Genomic DNA, 25,006 nt, shown 5'->3' on the forward strand with positions numbered 1-25,006 from the left:
TTTCAACTTTCTTTGTATTTATTGAAAATTAAGTTGAATGAATTTGACCTAGATAGGGTGCTTCAAACAAAAACAGCGGCAATAAGCCGCTGTTTTTCATGTGTAATCGGAGATTACAGAACCATACGAACGATTTCTATCTCGCCCAGTTCTTTATAAAGCGTTTCTACTTGCTCAATTGAAGTCGCCGTAATATTTATAGAAACAGAGTGGTAGTTACCTTTCGCACTCGGTTTTAGCGTTGGGCTGTAGTCACCAGGAGCGTGACGCTGGATCACTTCTAGCACTAGCTCAGTAAGTTCTGGCTTTGCATAGCCCATTACTTTGTAAGTGAATGAACAAGGGAACTCTAAGAGATCTTTTAGTTTTGCATCAGAATTGATGTTCATGAATAGCTCCAAAAGGCTAGACTCTCGCAAATTGGCGAAATGTCGATAAAAAGCGTGTTCGGTCAACAGACACGAGTAATAGGGCGGAATATTACGTGTAAATATCTCTGAACTCAAGATCAACAAAAGCCGCACATGGCGGCTTTTAGTTCGTCAATGAGTAAATAATGAACTTACTCATTGAGTTAGCTTTGCACTGAGCTTGTGTATTGCTTAGAGCAAAGCTTTGACTGGTTTAGAATAAACCCTTAAACAGCAATACTAGGTAGTCCCATAGACGACTAAATAAGCTGCCTTGGTCTACATCTTCAAGTGCAAGTAGTGGGTATTCAGCAACGTCTTCACCATCAACTTGGTAGAATAGTTTACCGACAACATCGCCTTTGCTGATTGGTGCTTCTAGTTCCTTTTCAAGAACGAAGCTTGCTTTTAGGTTCTTAGCTTGACCACGAGGTAGGGTAACGAAAGTATCTTCGTCGACACCTAGTGCAACTGTATCCTTGCTACCCATCCAGATCTTCTCTTCTACGAAGGTTTCACCGGCTGTGTGTGGCGCCACTGTTTCGAAGAAACGGAAGCCGTAGCTAAGCAGCTTTTTGCTTTCTGTTTTACGAGCGTTAGCATTTTTAGTTCCCATCACAACAGCAACTAGGCGCATTTTGCCCTCGGTTGCTGAGCTTACTAGGCTATAACCTGCCTTGCTTGTATGGCCCGTTTTGATGCCATCAACGTTCATGCTCTTATCCCATAACAGACCGTTACGGTTGTACTGGGTGATGCCGTTGTAAGTGAATTTTTTCTCTGAGTAGATACGGTACTCATCAGGAACATCGCGAATCAGCGCCTGACCAAGTAGCGCCATATCATAAGGTGTTGAGTATAGATTCGGGTTGTCTAGACCGTGCACGTTAGCAAAGTGCGTGTCTTTCATGCCGATAGAGCTTGCCCATGCGTTCATTAGGTCAACGAATGCATCTTCAGAACCAGCAATATGCTCAGCCATTGCAACAGTAGCATCGTTGCCTGATTGAATGATGATGCCACGGTTCAGTTCTTCCACTTTAACCGTTGTGCCCACTTCAATGAACATTTTCGATGAATCTGGGAAGTTTTTAGCCCAAGCATTCTCACTGATTACAACATCGTCGTTTAGATTGATGTTGCCACGTTCTAGCTCTTGGCCGATCACGTAGCTCGTCATCATCTTGGTTAAACTTGCTGGAGAAAGTTGAGTGTTCATCTCTTTCTCTGCTAGTACTTTGCCTGAATGGTAATCCATCAGAACAAAACCTTTAGCGGCGATTTGGGGTGCATCAGGGACTACAATTGGAGCGGCGAATGACGATGTAGCTATCGTTGCAGAAAGAGCAACAGAAGTAGCAAAAATCGATTTAACAAGTTTATTAGATTTAATCATTTTGAATGCAATTATTTGGTGAACTATTCATATATTAACAGAATCACTCTGTCACACCAGAGCGCTGATTACCAGAAGTAACTGTTAGATTAATTAGCGGGTTAGTGTGTGTTTTTTTATATAAGCTGACGGGTAACCCATTAGCTTAACTTGTTCTAATTTCTCTTGAGTCAGAGCATAGTCATGAAATGGCCCAAGCATCAGACGGTAGTTATCGTCATTTGGCTGCAAGAACGTTGCTACAGCTAGCTTTTCACCTAGATCTTTGGCTAACTTCTCGGTTCTGTCTTCATGTGGAGAAGTTGCAACTTGAATGATAAATTGCGGTAAAGCGGCCTTTTTATTTGCGTCGGTTGGCATAGCCACAGTAATGACTTCTATCTCAACATTTGCGGTGCCGGTTCTCAACACATCGAGCTTATAAGCTGCCGCATAACTAAGGTCAATGATTCGACCTTCATGGAATGGACCGCGGTCATTGATACGAACAGTCGTCGTTTTATTGTTATCAGTATTTGTCACTTTTACATAGCTTGGAATTGGCAATGTTTTGTGCGCTGCCGACATTGAATACATGTCGTAGATCTCGCCGTTAGACGTTAAGTGACCATGAAATTTCTTACCGTACCAAGAGGCTTTGCCTTTCTCAGTAAAACCTTCGGTCTTCTTTACGATCTTGTAGTCTTCGCCACGCAAAGTGTAATTCGTGTTACCACCTAAACTATAAGGTTCATATTGAGGGTGAGCATCTTCTAGATGCTCCACCGAGATAGGTGCATCTGGTGCAATATCCGTATCAATATCGTAGCGACCGGTTGGCTTTTGTGAAGAACAGCCGTTGATTAAAATCGCTAAGCCTAGAATAGAGGCTATTTTTTTGATTGGCAGCTCATCAACCAAAGATGCTTTTCTTTGAAATATTGTAATAGACATCGATTAGGTCGCCTTTGAAAATGCTTTTCTGTGTGTATGGATCGACATTAAAATACCAAAACCAGCCATAAGGGTAACCATTGAAGTACCGCCATAGCTGACGAGAGGTAGAGGAACACCAACCACGGGTAGAATACCGCTTACCATGCCAATGTTTACAAAGATATAAACGAAGAAGCTCAGTACAATACTGCCGCCCATCATTCGACCAAATGCTGTTTGCGCTTGGCTCGCGAGTACTAAACCCCGTCCAATAATGAATAGGTAGATAGCAAGCAAGAACAAAATACCAATCATGCCCCATTCTTCGGCTATTACCGCAAAAATGAAGTCAGTGTGACGCTCTGGAATGAATTCCAGTTGGGATTGAGTTCCTTGTAGCCAACCTTTTCCTGATATACCACCCGAACCTATCGCAATCTTACTTTGAATGATGTGGTAGCCCGCACCTAATGGATCTGATTCAGGATCAAAAAGGGTTCTTACTCGTACTTTTTGATATTCACGCATCAAAAAGAACCATAATATTGGGATAAATGCCCCTAACGCTATTGCGGCACTGGCAATGATTTTCCAACTTATACCAGCCAGGAATATCACGAAGATACCAGATGCGGCGATAAGGATAGATGTACCCAAGTCGGGTTGCTTAGCGATTAAAATGGTAGGTACAAACACCATCACTAGCGAGATCGCTAATGTTTGAAAGGTTGGCGGCAGTGATCGTTTACCGATAAATCGAGCCAGCATCAAAGGTACCGCAAGCTTTAATAGTTCAGAGGGTTGGAATCGAACAAAACCGAAATTTAACCAACGTTGGGCACCCTTAGATGCCTCACCAAAGAACAACACGCCCAAGAGTAAGATGACACCGCCTGCAAATAACAGCGGGGCCAAGGTTTCATACGTACGAGGCGAAAGTTGTGCTAAGAAGATCATGACACCTAAAGACAGCACCATACGCATTGCTTGGCGATCCATCATCGCAAGACTTTGTCCGCTGGCGCTGTACATGATCAATAAGGCAAAGCCCATCAACACCAGAATACCGAGCAGTAATGGTAGATCGATATGGAGCCTTTCAAACAAGGCTCTATTTCGTCCAGTAGAAGGATCAAGTTTCATTATTTTGTTGCCTTACTTTCATCTTCTTCAGCGAGAATAATATGGTCTAATATTTTTCTAACGACAGGGCCGCCATTTGATGAGCCACCACCTGCGTTTTCTAATACGATAGTCACAACCGCTTCTGGATCTTCAAAAGGAGCATAACCCGTAAAGAGTGCATGATCGCGTAAATGCTCTGCGATTTCGTCCGCGTTGTATTCTTCGTCTTCTTTGAGACCGAATACTTGCGCAGTTCCTGATTTACCAGCGGTTTGGTAAGACATCTTTTGGAATGAACGTCTTGCAGTACCTTTCTTACCGTGGTTTACCAGTCTCATGCCTTCTTGCGCGATATCCCAGTATTTCTGCTTAACACCAGTGATTGGAGGATAAGTTTCGATCTCTGATACTGTTTGGTCATCGAATGGCTGACCATTATCGATCGTCGCACGTAATAGGTGAGGCGCTGTTACTTCACCTTCGTTGACCAATACAGACGTGGCTTTAGCGATTTGCATCGGTGTTGCCGTCCAATAGCCTTGTCCGATACCAACAGGGATGGTGTCACCTTGATACCAAGGCACACGGTGTCTTGCCATTTTCCATTCACGAGTTGGCATGTTGGCTTTACTTTCTTCGTAAATATCAATGCCTGTGTAGTCACCAAAGCCGAATAACATCATCCATTGAGATAAACGGTCGATACCTAGATCAAAGGAGATTTGGTAGAAGAAGGTATCAACTGATTCTTCAATCGCTTTCTCTATATCAACAACACCGTGTCCCCAACGTAACCAGTCGCGAAACGGCTTGGTTTTGGAGTTAGGTATTTTCCAATAGCCTGGATCATTACGCGTTGTATTCGGTGTAATCACACCTTCTTGTAGAGCAGCAACGGCAATAAACGGTTTGATCGTAGAAGCTGGTGGATAAATACCCAATGTGGCACGGTTAACCAAAGGTCGATCTTTGTTCTGTAGTAGAGCGTTATAACCTTTAGAGGAGATACCATGTACAAAGGCATTTGGGTCGTAGCTTGGGCTAGACACCATTGCTAACACGCCATTGTCTTTCAGATCCAGAACGATGGCAGAGCCACGGCGTCCATCGAGCAGTTTGTGCACGTATAACTGAAGATTGATGTCTAAGTTAAGTACAATATCTTTACCCGGAACCGAAGGGACAAATTTTAGTGTGCGAATGACTCGTCCACGGCTGTTTACTTCAACTTCTTGATAACCCGCGGTGCCGTGCAGCATGTCTTCGTAGTAGCGCTCAATACCAAGTTTACCGATGTCACGTGTTGCTTTGTAATTGGCGTCTTTTTCTTCTCGTACTAAGCGCTGTATATCGCGATCGTTGATGCGCGATACATAGCCAATAACGTGAGTCAGTACATCACCATACGGATAAAAACGTTTTAATGTGCCTGTTACCTCAACACCCGGAAATTTATGCTGGTTTACAGAGAATACCGCAACTTGCTCTTCGGTGAGCTGATTTAGAATAGGCACTGACTTGAAGCGTCGTGAATTGCGGCGGTCACGATTAAAACGCTCGATACGTTCAGGTGGAATCTCGATTAACGTTTGTAGACGGACGAGCGTGTCATCCATATCTTTGATTTTTTCGGGCGTAATTTCTAGGTTGAAAACGGGGCGGTTTTCGGCAAGAAGTACACCGTTGCGATCGTAAATCAAACCACGGTTAGGTGCGATTGGAACGACCTTGATACGGTTGTCGTTAGAGCGGGTTTTATAGTCTTGATATTGGTTGACCTGAATGTTGTACAGGTTAACAACCAACATCGACATCATGACTATGATCCCCGCAAACGCAACAAAAGCACGACTAGTAAATAGTCGTGCTTCTGCTTTGTAATCACGGATTTGGCTACGTTTACGTAACATTAACGCTTATTCTCGATGATAAGGGTGGTTAGCAGTGATGCTCCAAGCTCTATACAAGCTTTCCGCCATGATAACGCGTACTAATGGGTGAGGGAGAGTAAGCGCCGATAGAGACCAGCTTTGGTCTGCAGCCGCTTTACACGCAGGTGCTAATCCTTCAGGCCCGCCAATAAGGATAGAAACGTCGCGTCCATCCAACTTCCAACTTTCCAATTGTTCTGCCAGTTGTGGGGTATCCCACTTTTTACCTGGGATATCAAGCGTGACAATGCGGTTGCCTTTTGGCACTGCTGCCAACATTGCTTCGCCTTCTTTTTGAAGAATACGTGCAATATCAGCATTTTTACCACGTTTTCCCGCAGTGATCTCAATGAGTTCTAATGGCATATCATGAGGGAAGCGGCGTTTATATTCTTTAAAGCCTTCTTCGACCCACTTTGGCATTTTTGTACCAACTGCGATTAACTGGATCTTCAACGCTTAGCCCCAAAGTTTTTCTAGTTGGTACAGCTCTCGATGTTCTTCTTGCATAACATGAAGCATGCTTGTTCCCATATCTAGAACAACCCATTCACCTTCTTGCTGCCCGTCCATGCCTAGTGGTTGCATACCAGCTTTACGCACTTCATCGGCAACGTGTTGTGCGATAGAGGCAACATGGCGCTTAGAGGTGCCAGTACAAACAATCATGTAATCAGTAACACTTGATTTGCCTTCTACATCGATAGTAACAATCGATTCTGCTTTCATGTCGTCGGCTTTGTCTGCAAGAAAATCTTTTAGTTCTTCACGTAACACGGGGTGTTCCTTTAATCTGAATTTAGCTTTTTAGGATCTGTTGACCCTAGAATATACCACGCTTTTATGCGTGAAATGGGATTGAAGCTGAAGGGATACAAAACTCTACGCTTAACTGATGAATTAGTGGCCAAGGCGACTGTTCATATTGAGTTTTTGTCATCAATTCGGCTTGAGTCAGCAACGCAAACAACGAATGTAATTGAGAAATCGAAACTCTTGTTAGCGCAGCGTTATAAAGAGGCTTTTTAGATTGCCAGATACGGTGTTTTTCGAATACTTGGCCGATCGGCATCTGTTTCATTTGTTGCTGCATTTGTAATAGCAAGGCAAGTTCACGTTGTATGCTACGCAGTAAAATGACTGGCTCTACACCTTCAGCTTCCAGTTGTCTTAGAATTCGTTGTGCACGATTACCTTTTCCAGCCAGTAACGCGTCACTCCAATGGAATGGAGTAAAGTGGTTGTGACGGCTCAGTGATTCTTCTAAGCGTACTAGGGTAAGTTTTCCGTCAGGGTATTGGAGCGCTAGCTTTTCTAGGCTTTGAGTGAGAGCAAATAGGTTACCCTCGTGCCATTGTGCCAGCATTTGAATCGCTTCAGGGTCTGGAGATAAGCCTATTTGACGGCAGCGCGCTTGGACAAACTGAGGTAAGCGGCTGACATCTGGCGTTAGGCAACTGATCCAGTGACCCTGATTAGACAGTGCTTTAAACCATTTAGCACTTTCTTGAGCCTTGGTTAGCTTCGTACCAATCAAGATCAACAGAATATCGCTGTGGATATGCTCTGAGATTGCCAGTAACTCTTTGGCTATCGCCGCATTGACCCCGGACTCTGGCAGTTCAAGTTCGATGATTTGACGGCTAGAGAACAGGCTTAATGCTTGAGTACAGTCATAGACTTGATTCCAGTCCAGACTGTTATCAATAGCAAAGCGGTGACGTTCATCAAAGCCTTGCTCTTTAGCAACCTTTTGAATCGCTTCTCGGCTCTCTTGTAACAGCAGAGGCTCGTTACCGAAAATGAGGTAAACATTACTTAGTTGTTTAGCAAGTTGCTCTGATAAGCGGTCAGCAAAAATACGCATCAAATAAACCTATTGTTCAGCTGATTCTACGGGCTTTGTCGTTTCCGTAGAACTTGGATCTATTTCGACGTTCTTGATGTTGTATTGTTTCTCAAGCTCTTTCACTTGAACATTTTCTAGCGCATCTAGATCCATGCTATCAGCAGCGATGTTCGCTTTTAGTCGAGCCATTTGACGAAGGATTTGACTTGTTGCAAGCTTACGCATCTCATCTTCGATCATGTCGCGCTCAACCGATTTTGCTAATGCGGTTAACGGATTGTCTAGGTAGCTACGGGTTACGCTCGTTGAGAATGTCTTTGAGCCTAATTCAGGAATCGTGACGCGGTATGATGCGTTGAGTGTCAGTTCTTTTTCTGCTGCACGAGTATTCTGGTAAAGGGACAGAGTTCGCTCACTAACGCTTTCGCTAATAATATGCAAATTAGGGGTGTTTTCTGTAGGCGATACGATTTCTACATCATTCATACGTAGCTGACCTTTCATCATACGTGTAAACGTACTGTATTGGTCGTAACTGGTCACAGAGATCTTGTTGAGTTCTTCTGGTACAGAATAGTCACCACGTAAGTGGAAACCACAGGCACTCAGTAGGCTAACGGTTAAAACAACAACAGTAACTTTCAATGAAGATAGTGAAATCAGGCGCATTATTTGATGGCTCTCATGAAGGTAGAATACTTATTTAAAGGCTTTAATTCGTTAGAATTGTTGAGCTATGAATCTAAAGCGCTTAAATAAGTAGACAGGGCGATGTCGCACCCTGTCTAAAGACTGCTGAAAACAAAATAAGTTCGCTTCAGCAGTTATATGTGCAGACTAAAGCTGGTTCGCTTTAATCTGCAACTGTTAGTTTGCCAATGTTAGCTAGCAAATATTAGTTAGCTACGATGTTTAAAAGTTTACCAGGTACGAAGATAACTTTACGAATCGTTAAGCCATCTAGGAACTTCATAGCGTTTTCATCGTTTAGACCAAGTTCACGAACTTGCTCTTCTGTCGCGTCAGCTGCAACCGTTAGTTTCGCTCGTAGCTTACCGTTGATCATGACAACGATAGTCTTCTCGTCTTCAACTAGTGCTTTCTCGTCAAACGTTGGCCATGTTGCTGAGTCTACGTTTGATTCACCCAGAGCAATCCACATTTCGTAAGAGATGTGTGGAGTCATTGGGTAAAGCATGCGTACTACCGCTTTTAGCGCTTCATCAAGGATTGCACGATCTTGTACAGATTCTTGAGGTGCTTTCGCTAGCTTGTTCATCAGTTCCATGATTGCAGCGATGGCTGTGTTGAACGTTTGGCGACGGCCGATATCGTCCGTTACTTTCGCGATAGTCTTGTGAATATCACGACGAAGTGCTTTCTGGTCACCAGATAGCGCAGAAGCGTCAACAGCTTCAGCCGCACCCTTAGCAGAGTGAGCGTGAACCAGTTTCCAAACACGCTTAAGGAAGCGGTTTGCACCTTCAACGCCAGACTCTTGCCACTCAAGCGTCATATCTGCAGGTGATGCAAACATCATGAATAGACGTACTGTATCAGCACCGTACTTGTCTACCATCTCTTGTGGGTCTATACCGTTGTTTTTAGACTTAGACATTTTGATCATGCCTGAGTGCTCAACGTCGCGGCCTTGGTTGTCTACAGCTTTTTCAATGCGACCTTTCGCGTCACGGTCGATAGTCACGTCAGTTGGAGCAATCCACTCTTTCGTGCCTTTCTCGTTCGTGTGGTAGAACGCATCAGCCAGAACCATGCCTTGACATAGAAGCTGCTTGAACGGTTCATCAGATGTCACGTAACCCGCATCACGAAGAAGCTTGTGGAAGAAACGAGAGTAAAGCAGGTGCATACATGCGTGCTCGATACCACCAACGTATTGGTCAACTGGCAACCAGTAGTTTGCTTTCTCTGGATCTAGAATGTCGTCAGCTTGTGGTGAACAGTAACGTGCGTAGTACCACGAAGATTCCATGAACGTATCGAACGTATCAGTTTCACGTAGCGCTGGTTCGCCATTGAATGTGGTTTCAGCCCAAGACTTATCTGCCTTGATTGGGCTAGTTACGCCATCCATTACCACGTCTTCTGGAAGAATGACTGGCAGTTGGTCTGCTGGTACTGGGTGAACTTCACCGTCTTCAGTGGTTACCATTGGGATTGGAGCACCCCAGTAACGCTGACGAGATACACCCCAGTCACGCAGACGGAAGTTTACAGTCTTCTTACCTTTGCCTTCTGCTTCAAGCTTCGCAGCAATTGCATCGAATGCTTCTTGGAACGCAAGACCATCGAATTCGCCAGAATCGAACAGTACACCTTTCTCAGTGTAAGCCGCTTCAGACACATCTAGCTCAGAACCGTCTTCAGGTTTGATTACTGGGATGATATCGATGCCGTACTTAGTTGCGAATTCGTAGTCACGTTGATCGTGAGCGGGAACTGCCATTACCGCACCTGTGCCGTAATCCATAAGAACGAAGTTCGCCACGTAAACAGGAACAACACGACCGTTAAGAGGGTGGATAGCCGTTAGGCCTGTATCCATACCTTTCTTTTCCATCGTTGCTAGTTCAGCTTCAGCCACTTTGGTGTTACGACATTCTTCAACGAATGCTGCAAGCTCAGGGTTGTTCTGTGATGCTTTCTCTGCAAGAGGGTGACCTGCAGCGATACCAACGTAAGAAACACCCATTAGTGTGTCTGGACGTGTTGTGTACACTTCTAGTGGCGCTTCTTCACCGTTAACAGCGAAAGACAGCTCAACACCTTCAGAGCGGCCGATCCAGTTACGCTGCATGGTTTTCACCATTTCAGGCCAACCTTCTAGGTTGTCTAGGTCGTCTAGTAGCTCTTGAGCGTATTCAGTGATCTTAATGAACCACTGTGGGATCTTCTTTTGTTCTACTGGAGTATCACAACGCCAGCAGCAACCGTCTTCTACTTGCTCGTTCGCTAGTACAGTTTGGTCGTTTGGACACCAGTTAACAGAAGATGTCTTCTTGTAAACTAGGCCTTGTTCGTAAAGTTTAGTGAAGAACTCTTGTTCCCAACGGTAGTACTCAGGCGTACACGTTGCGAATTCACGTTTCCAGTCGTAACCAAAGCCTAAAAGTTTAAGCTGGTTTTTCATGTATTCGATGTTTTCGTAGGTCCACGGAGCAGGCGCTGTGTTGTTTTTTACAGCTGCGTTTTCTGCAGGTAGGCCGAATGCATCCCAACCGATTGGTTGCATTACGTTTTTGCCTTGTAGACGTTGGAAACGAGATACCACATCACCGATGGTGTAGTTACGCACGTGACCCATATGCAGTCGGCCACTTGGGTACGGGAACATAGAAAGACAGTAGAATTTTTCTTTATTTGGGTCTTCACTTACAACGAAAGTCTCGCTGTCATCCCAGTGTTGTTGAACCTTTTGTTCAATCTCTTGCGGGTTATATTGTTCTTGCATCGATGGTATCCGGTTATCTTGGAATTTGTGAGTTCGGTTAGAACAGAATCTTACAGATCGTCATAGAATACCTAAAGGAGCTTAGTACAACAATAGTTATACCCTTCATACTTGCAGTTGCAGCGTGGTTGATTGCGTAAATTCAACCTAATTACTTAGGACAGCTATACTTAAGGGTATGAATTGCATTTGTTTGTTAGGGACTGGTCGCTTCACTTAAGGTCAGTTCACTAAGATAAAGCTTGGTCATCTTAAGGAGGTCGTTATGCCGAAGAAAAAAGCACTCTATGAAGAAGTCGTCGAAGAGGTGATAGAAACGCTGAAGCATAGTCCTGAAGAGCTTAACAACAAAATAAAAACGTCAGGTAAATATGCGAAAGCAGCCAATGACATGACCAAAGACGAATTGTCATTGATTTCGGCCTACGTGAAGTCGGACTTAAAAGAGTTCTCCGAAAGCTATGAAGATAGTAAAGGTGGTCCATTTTATTTAATGATCACAGATTCTATTTGGCAAGGACTCTTGGATATCACTGATCGCACTAAGGTTGAATGGGTTGAACTGTTTCAAGACTTAGAACATCAAGGCTTGTATCAAGCTGATGAGGTTATTGGGCTCGGGACACTTGTCTGTGATGAGTGTGGGCATCAAACCGAATATAACCACCCAACGACGATTATTCCGTGTATTAAATGTGGCTCGACAGGGTTTAGCCGCAAAGCGCTTAAGCCGTAAATACTGGCGGCATAGCATCTTCAACTTTACACCGTAGTAATAAAAAGGGTTGACTGAATCAGCCAACCCTCAACAACTTTCCGTCGAATCTCGAATCTCGAATCTAGTCTTTTCTTCTCATAAACCAGCCAGCTACCAAACTAAGCAACGCCCAGATATACAGTGGCCAAGTACCGACCACGTGATAAGGGGTTTGACCATCCGTTGAAATGAGTTCAGCTTTCAATACTGCGGTTTCAAACTGCGGTATTTGCTTGATGATCCTGCCTTTGTGATCCGTTACTGCCGTTACACCATTGTTGGTTGAGCGAATCAGCGGCTTACCCAGCTCCAGAGCACGCATTTGTGCGATTTCCATATGTTGCAAGGGGCCAATCGAACGGCCAAACCACGCATCGTTAGAGAGCGTTAGAATAAAGTCAGTTTCATCCGTTACGTTTTGTCTCACTTGATCATTAAAGATGATCTCATAACAAAGCGCCGGTGCTAGATGACGACCATTTGCCACTATGTTTGGCTGAACGAAATCGCCACGGCTAAATGATGACATTGGCAAATTAAAGAACGGTGCTAACGGGCGCAGGATATCCTCAAACGGTACAAATTCACCAAATGGTAGAAGATGATGTTTATGGTAGCGTTCGTCTGGATCGTAGCTGTATTCACCGTATGGATTGACACCGAGAGAAAGAACACTGTTGTAGTACTTCTTATCTTCAGATTGGTTCAGCACGCCAGTAATGATTGAGCTGTTGTTCATCTTCGCTGCGCTATCTAAGTTTCGTAGGAAAGATGGAATCTCAACTTCGAATGCTGGAATAGCCGCCTCAGGCCAGATGATGATATCAGCATCCCAGTTTTCTCTACTTAAATCGGTGTACTTCATCATCGTTGGCCAGCGATGGCTAGGTAGCCATTTGCTGTCTTGGTCGACGTTACCTTGAATCAATACCACTGAGGTGGTTTTTTCAGGGTTCGGTGTCACCCAGTCGATATTTCGAATACCGAAACCAGCACTGAAGACAATCGCAGGGATAATGCTGACACTCCACGCTTTGTTTATAACTGTATACGCGAGTGCAGAAGCTGACACAATAATCGCTAGCGTCACAAGTTCGACACCACCAATCGGTGCGAATGAGCCTAATGGAGAGTCGATTTGGCTGTAACCTAGCCATAACCACGGGAAGCCAGTCATTACCCAGCCGCGTAGCCAGTCACAGATTAACCATAGTGCAGGGGCAGCAAGAAAAAATCGGCTTAGGTTATTGCTCGGAAAGAATTTGTTTAAACTCCAAGTAAACAGACCGGAGTAGACAGCAAGGTAACCAACAAGCAATGCCATTAAGAATAAATTGGCAGCCAGAGGCATTCCGCCAAAGCCATCAATACTGACGTATACCCAACTAATACCAGTCGTGAATTGGCCTAAGCCCCATGCGTAACCAATCCAAAGCGCACTTTTAGGAGAACGGTTGTGGATCAGTAACAGCAACAAAGCTGGGCTGAGAATAGCAAGAGGCCATATTGAATATGGAGCGAATGAAAGGGTGGTTATAGCGCCAACAAAAACGGCCGCAAGCGGCCGTAATAGGCGATGAATAAAGGTCTTAGTCATCTAATTTCTGTCATCTCTTTAGAGAGAAGTTGTTATTCTTCGATAGTCGGAAGAGGCTGCTCGTCAGGGATGGTTACCTGTAGCTGAATCACACGACGGTTATCTGCGGATGTTATTTTGAAATGGTAGTTTCCGATTTCTACAATTTCGCCACGAACAGGCAGGTGACCGAGTGCTGTCATTACCATACCACCCACAGTATCGACTTCATCATCACTGAAGGAAGTGTTAAACGTATCGTTGAACTCTTCAATGGTGGTTAAAGCTTTAACCGAATAGGTATGCTTACTCAGCTTACGAATATCTAGCTCTTCTTCATCGTCGAACTCGTCTTCAATTTCACCAACGATTTCTTCGAGGATATCTTCAATGGTTACCAGGCCAGAAACACCGCCAAACTCATCGACAACGATAGACATGTGGTAACGCTCTTCTTGGAACTCCTTGAGCAGGCGATCAACTCGCTTACTTTCAGGAACAACCACGACAGGGCGAATCACTTGTTCGATATCAAATGGGGCACTTTCTGAACCCAAATACTTAAGTAGGTCCTTCGCTAATAGAATGCCTTCAACATGGTCTTTATCTTCACTGATCACTGGGTAGCGAGAGTGTTGAGCATCAGTAATAAGCGCAATCAATGTATCTAAATCATCGGTGCGTTCAACTGTAACCATTTGAGAGCGAGGCAGCATGATATCGCGTACTCGCATCTCTGAAATTTCCATAACACCCTCGAGCATGTCGCGCGTGTCGTGGTCAATTAGGTCATTAATTTCTGAGTCGCGGATTACATCTACGAGCTCTTGGCGATCTTTTACTTCACCTTGAAATAGTTGGCCTAGGCGTTCAAAGAAGGACTTTCTACTCGGACCTTCAGATTTTTTACTTCCCTCAGAAGTGGGGGGGTTACCTTCGTTCATGATTTCTCAAAAAATAACGCTATCAGAAGTGTGATAGCACACGTTACAACTCAGATTCCTGCGAAAATCACAGGTTCGATGAGTTATTGTTTCTCTGCAACCTACTTTACTAGAATCAATTTACTTTTCTAGAATATACGGGTCTTCAAACCCCATAGTTTGCATGATTTCTGTCTCGAGTGACTCCATCTCTTCAGCTTCATCATCTTCGATATGATCATAACCTAGCAGATGCAGACTGCCATGTACAACCATATGAGCCCAGTGTGCTAGCAGAGGCTTATTTTGCTCTTCTGCTTCTTTTTCGACAACTTGGCGGCAGATAATGAGGTCACCCAGTAGATCTAATTCCATTCCTGGTGGTACTTCAAATGGGAAAGACAGCACGTTAGTTGGCTTATCTTTTCCACGGTAGTCATGATTGAGCTGGTGGCTCTCTTCTGTATCAACAATACGAACGGTGAGCTCGGCATTCTCTTGAAACTGAGGAATTGTTTTGTCCAACCAAAGCTGAATATCTTGCTTAGTTGGAAGTCCTTGCTCATTTTCGACCGCTATTTGCAGGTCTAGTTCAATAGACATCTATTTATCACCTTGTTCTGTAATTACAGAGCTATTTTGTGTTGCTAATTGTGTCGTAACGGCTTGCTGAGCTTCAAGAAGTTTGGCTTCACGCTCTTCACGTTTACGCTTTTCAAACTCTTTGCGTTCTTTCTGGTCTTTTGCTTCCCACTTCTCGTACGCATTGACGATACGAGCAACGACAGGGTGGCGAACGACGTCTTCAGACATGAAGAAGTTAAAGCTAATGTCATCCACTTCGTTGAGTACTTCAGTTGCATGACGTAGACCTGACTTAGCTCCTCGAGGTAAATCGATTTGCGTAATATCACCTGTGATCACAGCGCGTGAGTTAAAACCGATACGGGTTAAGAACATCTTCATCTGTTCTACCGTGGTGTTTTGGCTCTCATCAAGAATGATAAACGCATCATTTAATGTACGACCACGCATGTAAGCCAGTGGCGCAACTTCAATCACGTTGCGCTCAATCAGTTTCTCAACACGCTCGAAGCCAAGCATCTCAAACAGTGCATCGTAAAGTGGACGTAAATACGGATCCACTTTTTGGCTTAAATCACCCGGCAGGAAACCAAGCTTCTCACCAGCTTCAACAGCAGGGCGAGTCAGTAGGATTCGGCGAACCTCTTGGCGTTCAAGTGCATCAACCGCAGCCGCAACAGCTAAGTATGTTTTACCAGTACCAGCAGGTCCAATACCAAAGGTGATGTCATGAGTCACCATGTTCATTAGGTATTGAGCTTGATTGGGTGTGCGTGGTTTTATGACGCCTTTTTTAGTCTTAATGGTCACTTCTTTGCCGTAGTCGATTTCAGACTCGACGTGTTGCTCCAAAATGCCAGACTCAGTGACCGCCAGATGTACTTGCTCTGGTTCGATATCGATTATGTTGCCTTTAACTGGAGCCGTTTCAACATAGAGGTGTTTGATGATGTCTAAAGCTGCGGCAGTTGTGTGAGGCTTACCGACAATGGTGAAAAAGTTGCTACGGTAATTAATCTCTACACCAAGGCGACGCTCAAGGTGCTTGATGTTGTCGTCAAATGGTCCGCATAAACTTGCCAAGCGCTTGTTGTCTGCTGGCTCTAGATTTATCTCTAAGGTAACGATTTTATTGCTCAAATTAGCCTCTCATTTTGTGCCACTCACTCTTAAATAAAAAAAAGAGCAAGAAGCCCGATTTAGACCGGGCTTCTGATGGTGATTCCCTATTTCTAAGATGGTCACTTAGTCAGGTAATTTCAAGCTTTGTGTTTGAGCTTTGTGCTCAAACAGTTGTATTACCTATGGCGTAAACGTGGCTACACCTAGCTCGTCTTCACGTTTTGTTTTTTCCATCATTTCTGCTGGAGACATTACAACGCGTAGACCCATGTCTTTTTCTGTGCGAACTAGCTCACCACGTAGTGAGTTGGTGTAAACCTCAGTGATCTTCACGTCTACGAACTGACCGATTAGGTCTGCAGAACCTTCGAAGTTCACAACACGGCTGTTTTCAGTACGGCCACGCAGTTCCATTAGATTCTTTCTTGATGGACCTTCAACAAGGATACGCTGCTCTGTGCCTAGCATTAGGCGAGAGAAACGCATAGCTTGTGTGTTGACTGTCTGTTGCAGCTCCCACAGGCGATCTTTCTTCTCTTGTGCTGGTACATCACATGGGTAATCTGCGGCAGGTGTACCTGGACGAGGAGAGAAAACAAAGCTGAAGCTCATATCGAAATCAACTTCTTTAATTAGCTTCATTGTATCTTGGAAGTCTTGCTTAGATTCACCAGGGAAACCAACAATAAAGTCAGAGCTGATTTGAATATCAGGACGAGCTTTACGCAGTTTGCGGATAATAGACTTGTACTCGATTGCCGTATGCGGGCGTTTCATCATCGTAAGAATACGGTCACTACCACTTTGTACAGGCAAGTGTAAGAAGCTCACTAGCTCTGGCGTATCTTTGTAAACTTCAATGATGTCATCACCAAATTCAAGCGGGTGGCTTGTAGTGAAACGAATACGGTCGATACCATCGATAGACGCAACTAGGCGAAGTAGTTCTGCAAATGTGCAGATGTCGCCTTCGTAAGTAGGGCCACGGAATGCGTTTACGTTTTGGCCTAGTAGGTTTACTTCACGTACGCCTTGCTCTGCCAGTTGTGCAACTTCGTAGAGCACATCATCCATTGGACGGCTAACTTCTTCACCACGAGTATATGGCACAACACAGTAAGTACAGTACTTAGAGCAGCCTTCCATGATAGAAACGTAGGCTGTTGCACCGTCTGCTTTAGGTTCCGGCAAGTTATCGAACTTTTCGATCTCAGGGAATGAGATATCCATTACTGGCTTTTCGTTAGACAGTGATGACTTAATCATCTCTGGCAGACGGTGTAATGTTTGTGGGCCAAAGATAACGTCTACGTACGGTGCTCGTTGACGAATGTGATCACCTTCTTGAGTTGCTACACAGCCACCCACACCGATCACTACACCTTCTTTTTTATCTTTAAGCGTTTTCCAACGACCAAGCTGGTGGAATACTTTTTCTTGCGCTTTTTCGCGGATAGAACAAGTATTCAATAGTAGTACGTCTGCTTCCTCAGGTACTTCAGTTAGCTCATAGCCATTTGCAGCGTTAAGCAGGTCGGCCATTTTTGATGAATCGTATTCATTCATCTGACAGCCCCAAGTTTTAATTAGCAGTTTCTTACTCATTATATGTTCGCTCGATCGTTAGTTTAATTTAAGGGAGCAAATCGCCCATTATTCATCCGCCAGTAGTGTTTGTCATAATTCGGTATTCAATTTTATGACTGGCTCTAGCGGCAAGCGGCGTATTGTACTGGTTTCAAAACCGACTGACTAGTAGTCTGAACAAATCTCTTATGTAGTGGTTTTTATTATTGTTAACGCCATATACCATAAGGGATAACCCTTTTTTCGAATAAGGTTTTTGGTTACAAGTTAGTTATGAAAAAGTACAATCAAAAACAGTCAAAGAATCAAACTGATAAGTACAAAATATGAACAGTTACGATATTGTGGTAGTCGGTGGCGGCATGGTTGGCGCAGCAACAGCGGTCGGCTTTGCGAAGCAAGGGCTGAGTGTTGCGGTGATCGAAGGTTTTGCCCCACAAGCTTTTGGTGAGTCACAAGCGATGGATACTCGTGTGTCTGCGATTTCTCAAGCATCGGTCGATTTACTTGAAGGTCTTGGTGCGTGGCAAAGTATCGCAGCGATGCGCGTGTGTTCTTACAAGCGTTTAGAAACGTGGGAGCATCCAGAGTGTCGTACTCGATTTGATGCTGCATCACTGGATCTGCCTCGTCTAGGCTATATTGTTGAGAATAGGCTCATTCAACTAGGATTATGGTCTCAATTTGATGCCTACGACAATCTCGAACTGTTATGCCCAGAAAAGCTGGATGAGATTGAGTTTGGTGAAACCAATATCGTTAAGCTTCAATCAGGAGCTGAGTTATCAGCGAAGTGGGTGGTTGGGGCTGATGGCGCGAATTCAGCCGTTCGTCAGCAAGCTGGAATTGGTATTACAGCGTGGGATTACCGACAACACTGCATGCTTATCAATGTCGAAACCGAGCAGCCTCAACAAGATATTACTTGGCAGCAATTCCTACCAAGTGGTCCTCGTTCATTTTTGCCATTGTGTTCTCTAACCTCTGACGGTCAAGAAGTCGGGCAGGGATCGTTGGTTTGGTATGACTCCCCATCTCGTATAAAACAATTATCATCGATGAGCCCTGAAAAGCTGCGTAATGAAGTACTCGCTAACTTCCCTAAAGAGCTAGGTGATATCAAGGTATTGAATTCTGGATCTTTTCCTCTGACACGACGTCATGCTCAATCATACTCGAAGAATAATTGTATTTTAGTCGGTGATTCAGCGCATACGATTAACCCTTTAGCAGGGCAGGGCGTCAACTTGGGCTTTAAAGATGTTTCAGTACTATTGGATGTCACCAATGAAAAAGGCGAATTGAATCAATCTGTAGCAAGACGCTATGAAGTGATGAGAAGAAGTGACAACTTAATGATGCAGAGTGGAATGGACTTCTTCTATAAAACGTTCAGTAATGACATTGGCCCGTTAAAGTTTGTCCGCAATGCTGCACTAAAGTTAGCAGAAAACTCAGGGCCGATTAAAGCTCAAGTCTTGAAATACGCCTTGGGCCTTTAAAATGGTTAGATCAGGTTGTTTATATAGAGAAGGAGAGCCGATGCTCTCCTTTTTTGTTTTTGTTGTAATGCTTATTGTTGCTGAGTGACACAAACTGGTGCATCAAGGTCTAACGAGTAACCGGTATAGGTCAGAGAGCCATCTTCAACATTTCGTTTGAATGACGTGAGGTTGTTGGAGTGCTGGTTTGCGGAGATAAGCCATTGTCCGTCATTAGTGATATGAAAGTCGCGAGGGAACTTGCCTTCAATATCGTAACTGTCCATAAATATGAGCTTTTGAGTAGTTGAATCTATTCGAAAACAACTGATTCTTGATTGATGTCGGCAAGATACGTAAAGGAATTGCTCATCTGGCGATAGCTTAATTGCAGCCGCGGCTTCTCCTTTCTCCGTATTAGGAAGTGCGTCAACCTCTTCCATAATATTCCACAGCCCTAAAGATTTCTCCAAAATCAATATCGTTTCCGAGAGCTCACACACCACATAGGCTTTATCTTCAGCTTGGTTAAAGACTAGGTGACGAGGTCCATTCCCTACTGGCACTTTAATAGACTGCATTGGCTCATCAAGGAATTCTTCTTGTTCTTCGTCGAAGCAATAGAAGTTGATTCGATCGGCTCCGAGATCGACGGTAACAAACTGCGGAGAGTTATTCAGGAAAAGGCTTTGATGAGCATGTGGGCCAGTTTGTCTTTCTTTGTTCGGCCCTGAGCCAACCATTTTGAGTGTTTTGAGTCGTTTATCGATATTACCGTTGATACTTAAACTAAAGATATCGAATGTCCCTGACGAGTATTGCGATGTAATAGCAAACTTATTGTGGGGATCTATCGCAACGTGGCAGGGGTGATCCCCCGAGATGAGGCCTGTATTGGACGTGATTTGTGAGTCAACATTAGGTATATGAATGAGCTTCGGTTGTTTCTTTTGCTCAACTTCAGCTGCTGTATAGATTCCAGACTTTGTCGCGGTGATAAAAGAGGGGTTATGACATTCGGCAATAAGCTCTAGAGGTAATAGTTTTCCTGTTTCTAGATCTAACTGAGTTTGATAGACACCTTGGCTTTTACTTGGCGTATCCGTGTAGCAACCGATCGTTAATGGGAGGTTTTTCATAGGTAGTCATACTCAATTAGAAAGTGGAGCAGACATTGTCTTATAAAAACGTATTAAAAGTGAGGTTATAGAAGAGAATACTTGGTGACTTGGCTAGCAGAATTGCATATTCCAGATAAAACAAAACCCAACTAAAAAGCTGGGTTCTATTCAATGATGGTGCGGTCGGAGAGACTTGAACTCTCACACCTCTCGGCGCCAGAACCTAAATCTGGTGCGTCTACCAATTCCGCCACGACCGCAGCAAAGCTTTTACTCTAGCAAAGAGTATAGTTAAGAAGACTTATGGTTTGTCTAAGTAACGTTGTAATGGCTGGGCTACCTGGATTCGAACCAGGGAATGCTGGCATCAAAAGCCAGTGCCTTACCGCTTGGCGATAGCCCAACAGGATATCAATTAAGATATCTAAATAATGGTGCGGTCGGAGAGACTTGAACTCTCACACCTCTCGGCGCCAGAACCTAAATCTGGTGCGTCTACCAATTCCGCCACGACCGCAGCAAATCTTTATAGTTATATCGACATTGGTAATTCAATATAACGTTGTTTGTACTTTTTCTTTCATAAAGAAAGAATGGTGGCTACTGCGGGATTCGAACCTGCGACCCCATCATTATGAGTGATGTGCTCTAACCAACTGAGCTAAGTAGCCAATAATGAATTTTATGTATTCACTATTTTATCTCTAATAAAAGAGAAATAATGGTGCGGTCGGAGAGACTTGAACTCTCACACCTCTCGGCGCCAGAACCTAAATCTGGTGCGTCTACCAATTCCGCCACGACCGCAGCAAATCTTTATAGTTATATCGACATTGGTGGTTCGATGTAACGTTGTACTCTTGGTTTGCTATTTAGCTTGAAAACAAGCTAAGTAAAAACAAAGAGTTTAAATAGTGGCTGGGCTACCTGGATTCGAACCAGGGAATGCTGGCATCAAAAGCCAGTGCCTTACCGCTTGGCGATAGCCCAACAGGATATCATTTAAGATATCTAAATAATGGTGCGGTCGGAGAGACTTGAACTCTCACACCTCTCGGCGCCAGAACCTAAATCTGGTGCGTCTACCAATTCCGCCACGACCGCAGCAAAGCTTTTACTCTAGCAAAGAGTATAGTTAAGAAGACTTATGGTTTGTCTAAGTAACGTTGTAATGGCTGGGCTACCTGGATTCGAACCAGGGAATGCTGGCATCAAAAGCCAGTGCCTTACCGCTTGGCGATAGCCCAACAGGATATCAATTAAGATATCTAAATAATGGTGCGGTCGGAGAGACTTGAACTCTCACACCTCTCGGCGCCAGAACCTAAATCTGGTGCGTCTACCAATTCCGCCACGACCGCAGCAAATCTTTATAGTTATATCGACATTGGTAATTCAATATAACGTTGTTTGTACTTTTTCTTTCATAAAGAAAGAATGGTGGCTACTGCGGGATTCGAACCTGCGACCCCATCATTATGAGTGATGTGCTCTAACCAACTGAGCTAAGTAGCCAATAATGAATTTTATGTATTCACTATTTTATCTCTAATAAAAGAGAAATAATGGTGCGGTCGGAGAGACTTGAACTCTCACACCTCTCGGCGCCAGAACCTAAATCTGGTGCGTCTACCAATTCCGCCACGACCGCAGCAAATCTTTATAGTTATATCGACATTGGTGGTTCGATGTAACGTTGTACTCTTGGTTTGCTATTTAGCTTAAAAACAAGCTAAGTAAAAACAAAGAGTTTAATAGTGGCTGGGCTACCTGGATTCGAACCAGGGAATGCTGGCATCAAAAGCCAGTGCCTTACCGCTTGGCGATAGCCCAACAGGATATCATTTAAGATATCTAAATAATGGTGCGGTCGGAGAGACTTGAACTCTCACACCTCTCGGCGCCAGAACCTAAATCTGGTGCGTCTACCAATTCCGCCACGACCGCAGCAAAGCTTTTACTCTAGCAAAGAGTATAGTTAAGAAGACTTATGGTTTGTCTAAGTAACGTTGTAATGGCTGGGCTACCTGGATTCGAACCAGGGAATGCTGGCATCAAAAGCCAGTGCCTTACCGCTTGGCGATAGCCCAACAGGATATCAATTAAGATATCTAAATAATGGTGCGGTCGGAGAGACTTGAACTCTCACACCTTTCGGCGCCAGAACCTAAATCTGGTGCGTCTACCAATTCCGCCACGACCGCAGCAAATCTTTATAGTTATATCGACATTGGTAATTCAATATAACGTTGTTTGTACTTTTTCTTTCATAAAGAAAGAATGGTGGCTACTGCGGGATTCGAACCTGCGACCCCATCATTATGAGTGATGTGCTCTAACCAACTGAGCTAAGTAGCCATCTGAGAGCGAAGTAATATAATATAATCTCGCTTCCAATGCCATTATCTTTTTAAAGATAATTACACTTTAAATTGTGGCTGGGCTACCTGGATTCGAACCAGGGAATGCTGGCATCAAAAGCCAGTGCCTTACCGCTTGGCGATAGCCCAACAATGATATCAATTAAGATATCTCAATATGGTGCGGTCGGAGAGACTTGAACTCTCACACCTCTCGGCGCCAGAACCTAAATCTGGTGCGTCTACCAATTCCGCCACGACCGCTTTACTTTCCTAAAAACTCTTTGTTGTTAAGAGACAGATGTTTAATGACAAACAGAGTGCTTAGAAAATGGTGGCTACTGCGGGATTCGAACCTGCGACCCCATCATTATGAGTGATGTGCTCTAACCAACTGAGCTAAGTAGCCATTTCCAAATTGTTGCTCATTTCGAGACGTTGCCGCTTCGTTGTGAACGGGGCGCATTATGCGGAGTTGAGCGAAACCCGTCAACTTTTTTTTTGAATAAATCGCGAATAAACATCTGTTCGGTTTCTTTTTAGGCAAAGAGGTGTATTTGTCGACAAAAAACAGGTCTAAAAGGCGATATATATAGGAAGTTAAGTTTTGGATGTGGGGCTATTTCTAAAGGGGGAAAACAAAAAGGCCAGTGAATTCACTGGCCTTTTTTCTAGATGTTTAATCAGAATTATACGTTGAAGCGGAAGTGAACTACGTCACCATCTTTAACGATGTATTCTTTGCCTTCAAGACGCCATTTACCTGCATCTTTTGCTCCGCTTTCACCGCCAAATTCGATGAAATGTTCGTAGCCAACTACTTCTGCACGGATGAAACCTTTCTCGAAGTCGGTGTGGATCTTACCAGCTGCTTGCGGTGCTGTTGCACCGATAGGAATAGTCCAAGCACGAACTTCTTTAACACCGGCAGTAAAGTAAGTTTGAAGAGTCAGTAGCTCGTAACCAGAGCGGATCACTCGGTTAAGGCCTGGTTCTTCGATGCCCATGTCAGCTAGAAACTCTTCACGGTCTTCATCGTCAAGCTCAGAAAGTTCAGATTCGATTGCAGCACACACAGCAACAACAACGTTGTTCTCTTTTTCTGCATATTCGCGAACGGCGTCTAGGTAAGGGTTGTTTTCAAAACCATCTTCAGCAACGTTTGCAATGTACATTGTTGGCTTAAGCGTTAGGAAGTTAAGGTAGTCGATTGCTGCTACTTCTTCTTTGCCAAGTTCAACAGTACGAGCCATACCACCTTCAGTCAGGATAGGTAGAAGCTTTTCAAGAACTGTAGTTTCAAATTTAGCGTCTTTATCTCCGCCTTTTGCTTTTTTAGCATTACGGAAGATTGCACGTTCACAGCTATCTAGATCGGCAAGAGCAAGCTCAAGGTTGATCACTTCGATATCTTCGATTGGAGAGACCTTGCCAGAAACATGAACGATGTTTTCGTTTTCAAAGCAGCGTACAACGTGACCGATAGCATCAGTTTCGCGGATGTTAGCTAGGAATTTGTTACCTAGACCTTCACCTTTAGATGCGCCAGCAACTAGGCCTGCGATATCTACGAATTCCATTGTCGTTGGAAGGATCTTCTGTGGATTAACAATTTTTGCTAATGCATCTAAGCGTAGATCTGGAACCGGAACGATACCTGTGTTTGGTTCGATTGTACAAAATGGAAAGTTTGCTGCTTCGATGCCTGCTTTAGTCAGTGCGTTAAACAGAGTTGACTTACCAACGTTTGGTAGACCAACGATGCCACATTTAAAACCCATGATATAAACCTTATTCTGCTTTGAACGTATGTAAGCGATTTTGTGCTTTTGGTAGGCCATCTTTTAATAAGATGTCTAGGCTACGAACCGATTCGTCAACGACAGCCTCGATACACTCTTGCTCTTTCGCAGGAGCTTTGCCTAATACATAACCTGCAACTTTATCTTTGTGTCCTGGATGGCCAATGCCTAATCTAAGACGATAGAATTCTTTATTGTTACCCTGCTTGCTGATGATGTCTTTCAGACCATTATGTCCACCATGACCACCACCTTTTTTTAACTTTCCAATACCTGGAGGAAGATCTAACTCATCGTGAGCCACCATGATCTCTTCTGGTTTAATTTGGTAGAACTTTGTTAAGGCAGCAACAGCTTTGCCTGACAAGTTCATAAAAGTCGTTGGGATCAGCAAGCGAAGATCTTCACCATGAACCATGATACGACCCGTTAGGCCAAAGAACTTTGGTTCGTTCTTTAGTGTCACGTTATGTACACGCGCTAATTCTTCAACTACCCAAGCACCCGCATTGTGGCGAGTTTTGGCGTATTCTGGACCTGGATTAGCCAGTCCAACGAGAAGTTTTATTTGTTGGCTCAAGGTATGGATCTCTC

At 44.1% G+C, this 25,006-nt stretch carries 20 protein-coding genes and 19 tRNA genes; 2 read left to right on the forward strand and 37 right to left on the reverse strand.

Going from position 1 to position 25,006, the window contains the following annotated elements:
• Nucleotides 1-113 precede the first annotated feature (113 nt).
• From ybeD to leuS, 10 genes are all read right to left on the reverse strand, one after another.
• Complete coding sequence (gene ybeD / locus AC3CH4_RS03370) at nt 114-389, reverse strand: DUF493 family protein YbeD (protein WP_017079938.1); 276 nt, start codon at nt 387-389, stop codon at nt 114-116.
• Between the two features lie 235 nt (nt 390-624).
• Nucleotides 625-1,806 carry a serine hydrolase gene (locus AC3CH4_RS03375; protein ID WP_017079939.1) on the reverse strand — a complete coding sequence of 394 codons (1,182 nt, stop codon included), beginning with the start codon at nt 1,804-1,806 and terminating at the stop codon, nt 625-627.
• A 93-nt stretch (nt 1,807-1,899) separates the two neighbouring features.
• Nucleotides 1,900-2,739, reverse strand: a complete 840-nt coding sequence (locus AC3CH4_RS03380) for a septal ring lytic transglycosylase RlpA family protein (RefSeq protein ID WP_488543297.1) — start codon at nt 2,737-2,739, stop codon at nt 1,900-1,902.
• 3 nt (nt 2,740-2,742) lie between these two features.
• Nucleotides 2,743-3,864, reverse strand: a complete 1,122-nt coding sequence (rodA, locus tag AC3CH4_RS03385) for a rod shape-determining protein RodA (RefSeq protein ID WP_054548035.1) — start codon at nt 3,862-3,864, stop codon at nt 2,743-2,745.
• A complete protein-coding gene (gene mrdA / locus AC3CH4_RS03390; RefSeq protein WP_488543298.1) occupies nt 3,864-5,756 on the reverse strand; it encodes a penicillin-binding protein 2 in 1,893 nt (630 codons plus the stop codon). Before mrdA ends, rodA begins: the two co-directional genes overlap by 1 nt.
• Nucleotides 5,757-5,762: 6 nt before the next feature.
• A complete protein-coding gene (gene rlmH, locus AC3CH4_RS03395; RefSeq protein ID WP_004735246.1) occupies nt 5,763-6,233 on the reverse strand; it encodes a 23S rRNA (pseudouridine(1915)-N(3))-methyltransferase RlmH in 471 nt (156 codons plus the stop codon).
• Between the two features lie 3 nt (nt 6,234-6,236).
• Entirely contained in the window at nt 6,237-6,554 is a 318-nt protein-coding gene (gene rsfS / locus AC3CH4_RS03400; protein ID WP_004735247.1) for a ribosome silencing factor, read from the reverse strand.
• Nucleotides 6,555-6,618: 64 nt separating this feature from the next.
• The gene (gene holA, locus AC3CH4_RS03405; RefSeq protein WP_428785081.1) at nt 6,619-7,644 is read right to left on the reverse strand and encodes a DNA polymerase III subunit delta; all 1,026 of its coding nucleotides are present in this window, start codon (nt 7,642-7,644) and stop codon (nt 6,619-6,621) included.
• A 9-nt stretch (nt 7,645-7,653) separates the two neighbouring features.
• A complete protein-coding gene (locus AC3CH4_RS03410; protein WP_146457499.1) occupies nt 7,654-8,295 on the reverse strand; it encodes an LPS-assembly lipoprotein LptE in 642 nt (213 codons plus the stop codon).
• A 226-nt stretch (nt 8,296-8,521) separates the two neighbouring features.
• The gene (gene leuS / locus AC3CH4_RS03415; protein WP_114633072.1) at nt 8,522-11,098 is read right to left on the reverse strand and encodes a leucine--tRNA ligase; all 2,577 of its coding nucleotides are present in this window, start codon (nt 11,096-11,098) and stop codon (nt 8,522-8,524) included.
• Nucleotides 11,099-11,363: 265 nt separating this feature from the next.
• On the opposite strand from leuS, the gene AC3CH4_RS03420 reads away from it, so the two are divergent.
• Entirely contained in the window at nt 11,364-11,834 is a 471-nt protein-coding gene (locus tag AC3CH4_RS03420) for a zinc ribbon-containing protein (protein ID WP_488543299.1), read from the forward strand.
• A gap of 103 nt (nt 11,835-11,937) precedes the next feature.
• On the opposite strand, the gene lnt is transcribed toward AC3CH4_RS03420, so the two are convergent.
• The 5 genes from lnt to miaB all read right to left on the reverse strand — a co-directional run bounded on the left by lnt (nt 11,938) and on the right by miaB (nt 17,666).
• A complete protein-coding gene (lnt, locus tag AC3CH4_RS03425; RefSeq protein ID WP_237299715.1) occupies nt 11,938-13,452 on the reverse strand; it encodes an apolipoprotein N-acyltransferase in 1,515 nt (504 codons plus the stop codon).
• Nucleotides 13,453-13,484: 32 nt separating this feature from the next.
• Nucleotides 13,485-14,375, reverse strand: a complete 891-nt coding sequence (corC, locus tag AC3CH4_RS03430) for a CNNM family magnesium/cobalt transport protein CorC (protein ID WP_004735253.1) — start codon at nt 14,373-14,375, stop codon at nt 13,485-13,487.
• Nucleotides 14,376-14,495: 120 nt separating this feature from the next.
• A complete protein-coding gene (gene ybeY, locus AC3CH4_RS03435) occupies nt 14,496-14,957 on the reverse strand; it encodes an rRNA maturation RNase YbeY (RefSeq protein WP_017092515.1) in 462 nt (153 codons plus the stop codon).
• Nucleotides 14,958-16,079, reverse strand: a complete 1,122-nt coding sequence (locus tag AC3CH4_RS03440) for a PhoH family protein (protein WP_017087693.1) — start codon at nt 16,077-16,079, stop codon at nt 14,958-14,960. It abuts the gene before it with no gap.
• Between the two features lie 162 nt (nt 16,080-16,241).
• Nucleotides 16,242-17,666, reverse strand: coding sequence for a tRNA (N6-isopentenyl adenosine(37)-C2)-methylthiotransferase MiaB (gene miaB, locus AC3CH4_RS03445; RefSeq protein ID WP_146457494.1), 1,425 nt, complete (start codon nt 17,664-17,666; stop codon nt 16,242-16,244).
• A 308-nt stretch (nt 17,667-17,974) separates the two neighbouring features.
• On the opposite strand from miaB, the gene AC3CH4_RS03450 reads away from it, so the two are divergent.
• A complete protein-coding gene (locus tag AC3CH4_RS03450; protein WP_488543300.1) occupies nt 17,975-19,150 on the forward strand; it encodes a 2-octaprenyl-3-methyl-6-methoxy-1,4-benzoquinol hydroxylase in 1,176 nt (391 codons plus the stop codon).
• 71 nt (nt 19,151-19,221) lie between these two features.
• Here AC3CH4_RS03450 and AC3CH4_RS03455 read toward each other — a convergent pair whose 3' ends face one another.
• From AC3CH4_RS03455 to pth, 22 genes are all read right to left on the reverse strand, one after another.
• Nucleotides 19,222-20,268, reverse strand: a complete 1,047-nt coding sequence (locus AC3CH4_RS03455; protein ID WP_488543301.1) for a lactonase family protein — start codon at nt 20,266-20,268, stop codon at nt 19,222-19,224.
• Nucleotides 20,269-20,425: 157 nt separating this feature from the next.
• Nucleotides 20,426-20,510: transfer RNA gene (locus tag AC3CH4_RS03460), tRNA-Leu, on the reverse strand.
• A 68-nt stretch (nt 20,511-20,578) separates the two neighbouring features.
• Nucleotides 20,579-20,653, reverse strand: a tRNA-Gln gene (locus AC3CH4_RS03465).
• A 29-nt stretch (nt 20,654-20,682) separates the two neighbouring features.
• Nucleotides 20,683-20,767 (reverse strand) — tRNA-Leu (locus AC3CH4_RS03470).
• 77 nt (nt 20,768-20,844) lie between these two features.
• A tRNA-Met gene (locus AC3CH4_RS03475) sits at nt 20,845-20,921 on the reverse strand.
• A 51-nt stretch (nt 20,922-20,972) separates the two neighbouring features.
• Nucleotides 20,973-21,057, reverse strand: a tRNA-Leu gene (locus tag AC3CH4_RS03480).
• 108 nt (nt 21,058-21,165) lie between these two features.
• Nucleotides 21,166-21,240, reverse strand: a tRNA-Gln gene (locus AC3CH4_RS03485).
• A gap of 29 nt (nt 21,241-21,269) precedes the next feature.
• A tRNA-Leu gene (locus tag AC3CH4_RS03490) sits at nt 21,270-21,354 on the reverse strand.
• A gap of 68 nt (nt 21,355-21,422) precedes the next feature.
• A tRNA-Gln gene (locus AC3CH4_RS03495) sits at nt 21,423-21,497 on the reverse strand.
• 29 nt (nt 21,498-21,526) lie between these two features.
• Nucleotides 21,527-21,611: transfer RNA gene (locus AC3CH4_RS03500), tRNA-Leu, on the reverse strand.
• Between the two features lie 77 nt (nt 21,612-21,688).
• Nucleotides 21,689-21,765, reverse strand: a tRNA-Met gene (locus AC3CH4_RS03505).
• A gap of 51 nt (nt 21,766-21,816) precedes the next feature.
• Nucleotides 21,817-21,901 (reverse strand) — tRNA-Leu (locus AC3CH4_RS03510).
• Nucleotides 21,902-22,008: 107 nt separating this feature from the next.
• Nucleotides 22,009-22,083, reverse strand: a tRNA-Gln gene (locus AC3CH4_RS03515).
• A gap of 29 nt (nt 22,084-22,112) precedes the next feature.
• A tRNA-Leu gene (locus AC3CH4_RS03520) sits at nt 22,113-22,197 on the reverse strand.
• Nucleotides 22,198-22,265: 68 nt separating this feature from the next.
• A tRNA-Gln gene (locus AC3CH4_RS03525) sits at nt 22,266-22,340 on the reverse strand.
• Nucleotides 22,341-22,369: 29 nt separating this feature from the next.
• Nucleotides 22,370-22,454 (reverse strand) — tRNA-Leu (locus AC3CH4_RS03530).
• Nucleotides 22,455-22,531: 77 nt separating this feature from the next.
• Nucleotides 22,532-22,608: transfer RNA gene (locus tag AC3CH4_RS03535), tRNA-Met, on the reverse strand.
• A 77-nt stretch (nt 22,609-22,685) separates the two neighbouring features.
• Nucleotides 22,686-22,760: transfer RNA gene (locus tag AC3CH4_RS03540), tRNA-Gln, on the reverse strand.
• A 29-nt stretch (nt 22,761-22,789) separates the two neighbouring features.
• A tRNA-Leu gene (locus AC3CH4_RS03545) sits at nt 22,790-22,874 on the reverse strand.
• Between the two features lie 68 nt (nt 22,875-22,942).
• Nucleotides 22,943-23,019 (reverse strand) — tRNA-Met (locus tag AC3CH4_RS03550).
• Nucleotides 23,020-23,299: 280 nt separating this feature from the next.
• Nucleotides 23,300-24,391: a redox-regulated ATPase YchF gene (ychF, locus tag AC3CH4_RS03555; protein ID WP_026012356.1), complete on the reverse strand. Its 1,092-nt coding sequence runs from the start codon at nt 24,389-24,391 to the stop codon at nt 23,300-23,302.
• Between the two features lie 10 nt (nt 24,392-24,401).
• Nucleotides 24,402-24,992: an aminoacyl-tRNA hydrolase gene (gene pth, locus AC3CH4_RS03560; protein ID WP_488543302.1), complete on the reverse strand. Its 591-nt coding sequence runs from the start codon at nt 24,990-24,992 to the stop codon at nt 24,402-24,404.
• Nucleotides 24,993-25,006: the final 14 nt, after the last annotated feature.

Source organism: Vibrio sp. QJM3NY_26 (assembly GCF_057786005.1).

What these genes read in the sequence shown, in the direction of transcription:
- ybeD (WP_017079938.1), bottom strand. Translation starts at nt 389, where the DNA reads ATGAACATCAATTCTGATGCAAAACTAAAAGATCTCTTAGAGTTCCCT.
- AC3CH4_RS03375 (WP_017079939.1), bottom strand. Translation starts at nt 1,806, where the DNA reads ATGATTAAATCTAATAAACTTGTTAAATCGATTTTTGCTACTTCTGTT.
- AC3CH4_RS03380 (WP_488543297.1), bottom strand. Translation starts at nt 2,739, where the DNA reads ATGTCTATTACAATATTTCAAAGAAAAGCATCTTTGGTTGATGAGCTG.
- rodA (WP_054548035.1), bottom strand. Translation starts at nt 3,864, where the DNA reads ATGAAACTTGATCCTTCTACTGGACGAAATAGAGCCTTGTTTGAAAGG.
- mrdA (WP_488543298.1), bottom strand. Translation starts at nt 5,756, where the DNA reads ATGTTACGTAAACGTAGCCAAATCCGTGATTACAAAGCAGAAGCACGA.
- holA (WP_428785081.1), bottom strand. Translation starts at nt 7,644, where the DNA reads ATGCGTATTTTTGCTGACCGCTTATCAGAGCAACTTGCTAAACAACTA.
- AC3CH4_RS03410 (WP_146457499.1), bottom strand. Translation starts at nt 8,295, where the DNA reads ATGCGCCTGATTTCACTATCTTCATTGAAAGTTACTGTTGTTGTTTTA.
- leuS (WP_114633072.1), bottom strand. Translation starts at nt 11,098, where the DNA reads ATGCAAGAACAATATAACCCGCAAGAGATTGAACAAAAGGTTCAACAA.
- AC3CH4_RS03420 (WP_488543299.1), top strand. Translation starts at nt 11,364, where the DNA reads ATGCCGAAGAAAAAAGCACTCTATGAAGAAGTCGTCGAAGAGGTGATA.
- lnt (WP_237299715.1), bottom strand. Translation starts at nt 13,452, where the DNA reads ATGACTAAGACCTTTATTCATCGCCTATTACGGCCGCTTGCGGCCGTT.
- corC (WP_004735253.1), bottom strand. Translation starts at nt 14,375, where the DNA reads ATGAACGAAGGTAACCCCCCCACTTCTGAGGGAAGTAAAAAATCTGAA.
- ybeY (WP_017092515.1), bottom strand. Translation starts at nt 14,957, where the DNA reads ATGTCTATTGAACTAGACCTGCAAATAGCGGTCGAAAATGAGCAAGGA.
- miaB (WP_146457494.1), bottom strand. Translation starts at nt 17,666, where the DNA reads ATGAGTAAGAAACTGCTAATTAAAACTTGGGGCTGTCAGATGAATGAA.
- AC3CH4_RS03450 (WP_488543300.1), top strand. Translation starts at nt 17,975, where the DNA reads ATGAACAGTTACGATATTGTGGTAGTCGGTGGCGGCATGGTTGGCGCA.
- AC3CH4_RS03455 (WP_488543301.1), bottom strand. Translation starts at nt 20,268, where the DNA reads ATGAAAAACCTCCCATTAACGATCGGTTGCTACACGGATACGCCAAGT.
- ychF (WP_026012356.1), bottom strand. Translation starts at nt 24,391, where the DNA reads ATGGGTTTTAAATGTGGCATCGTTGGTCTACCAAACGTTGGTAAGTCA.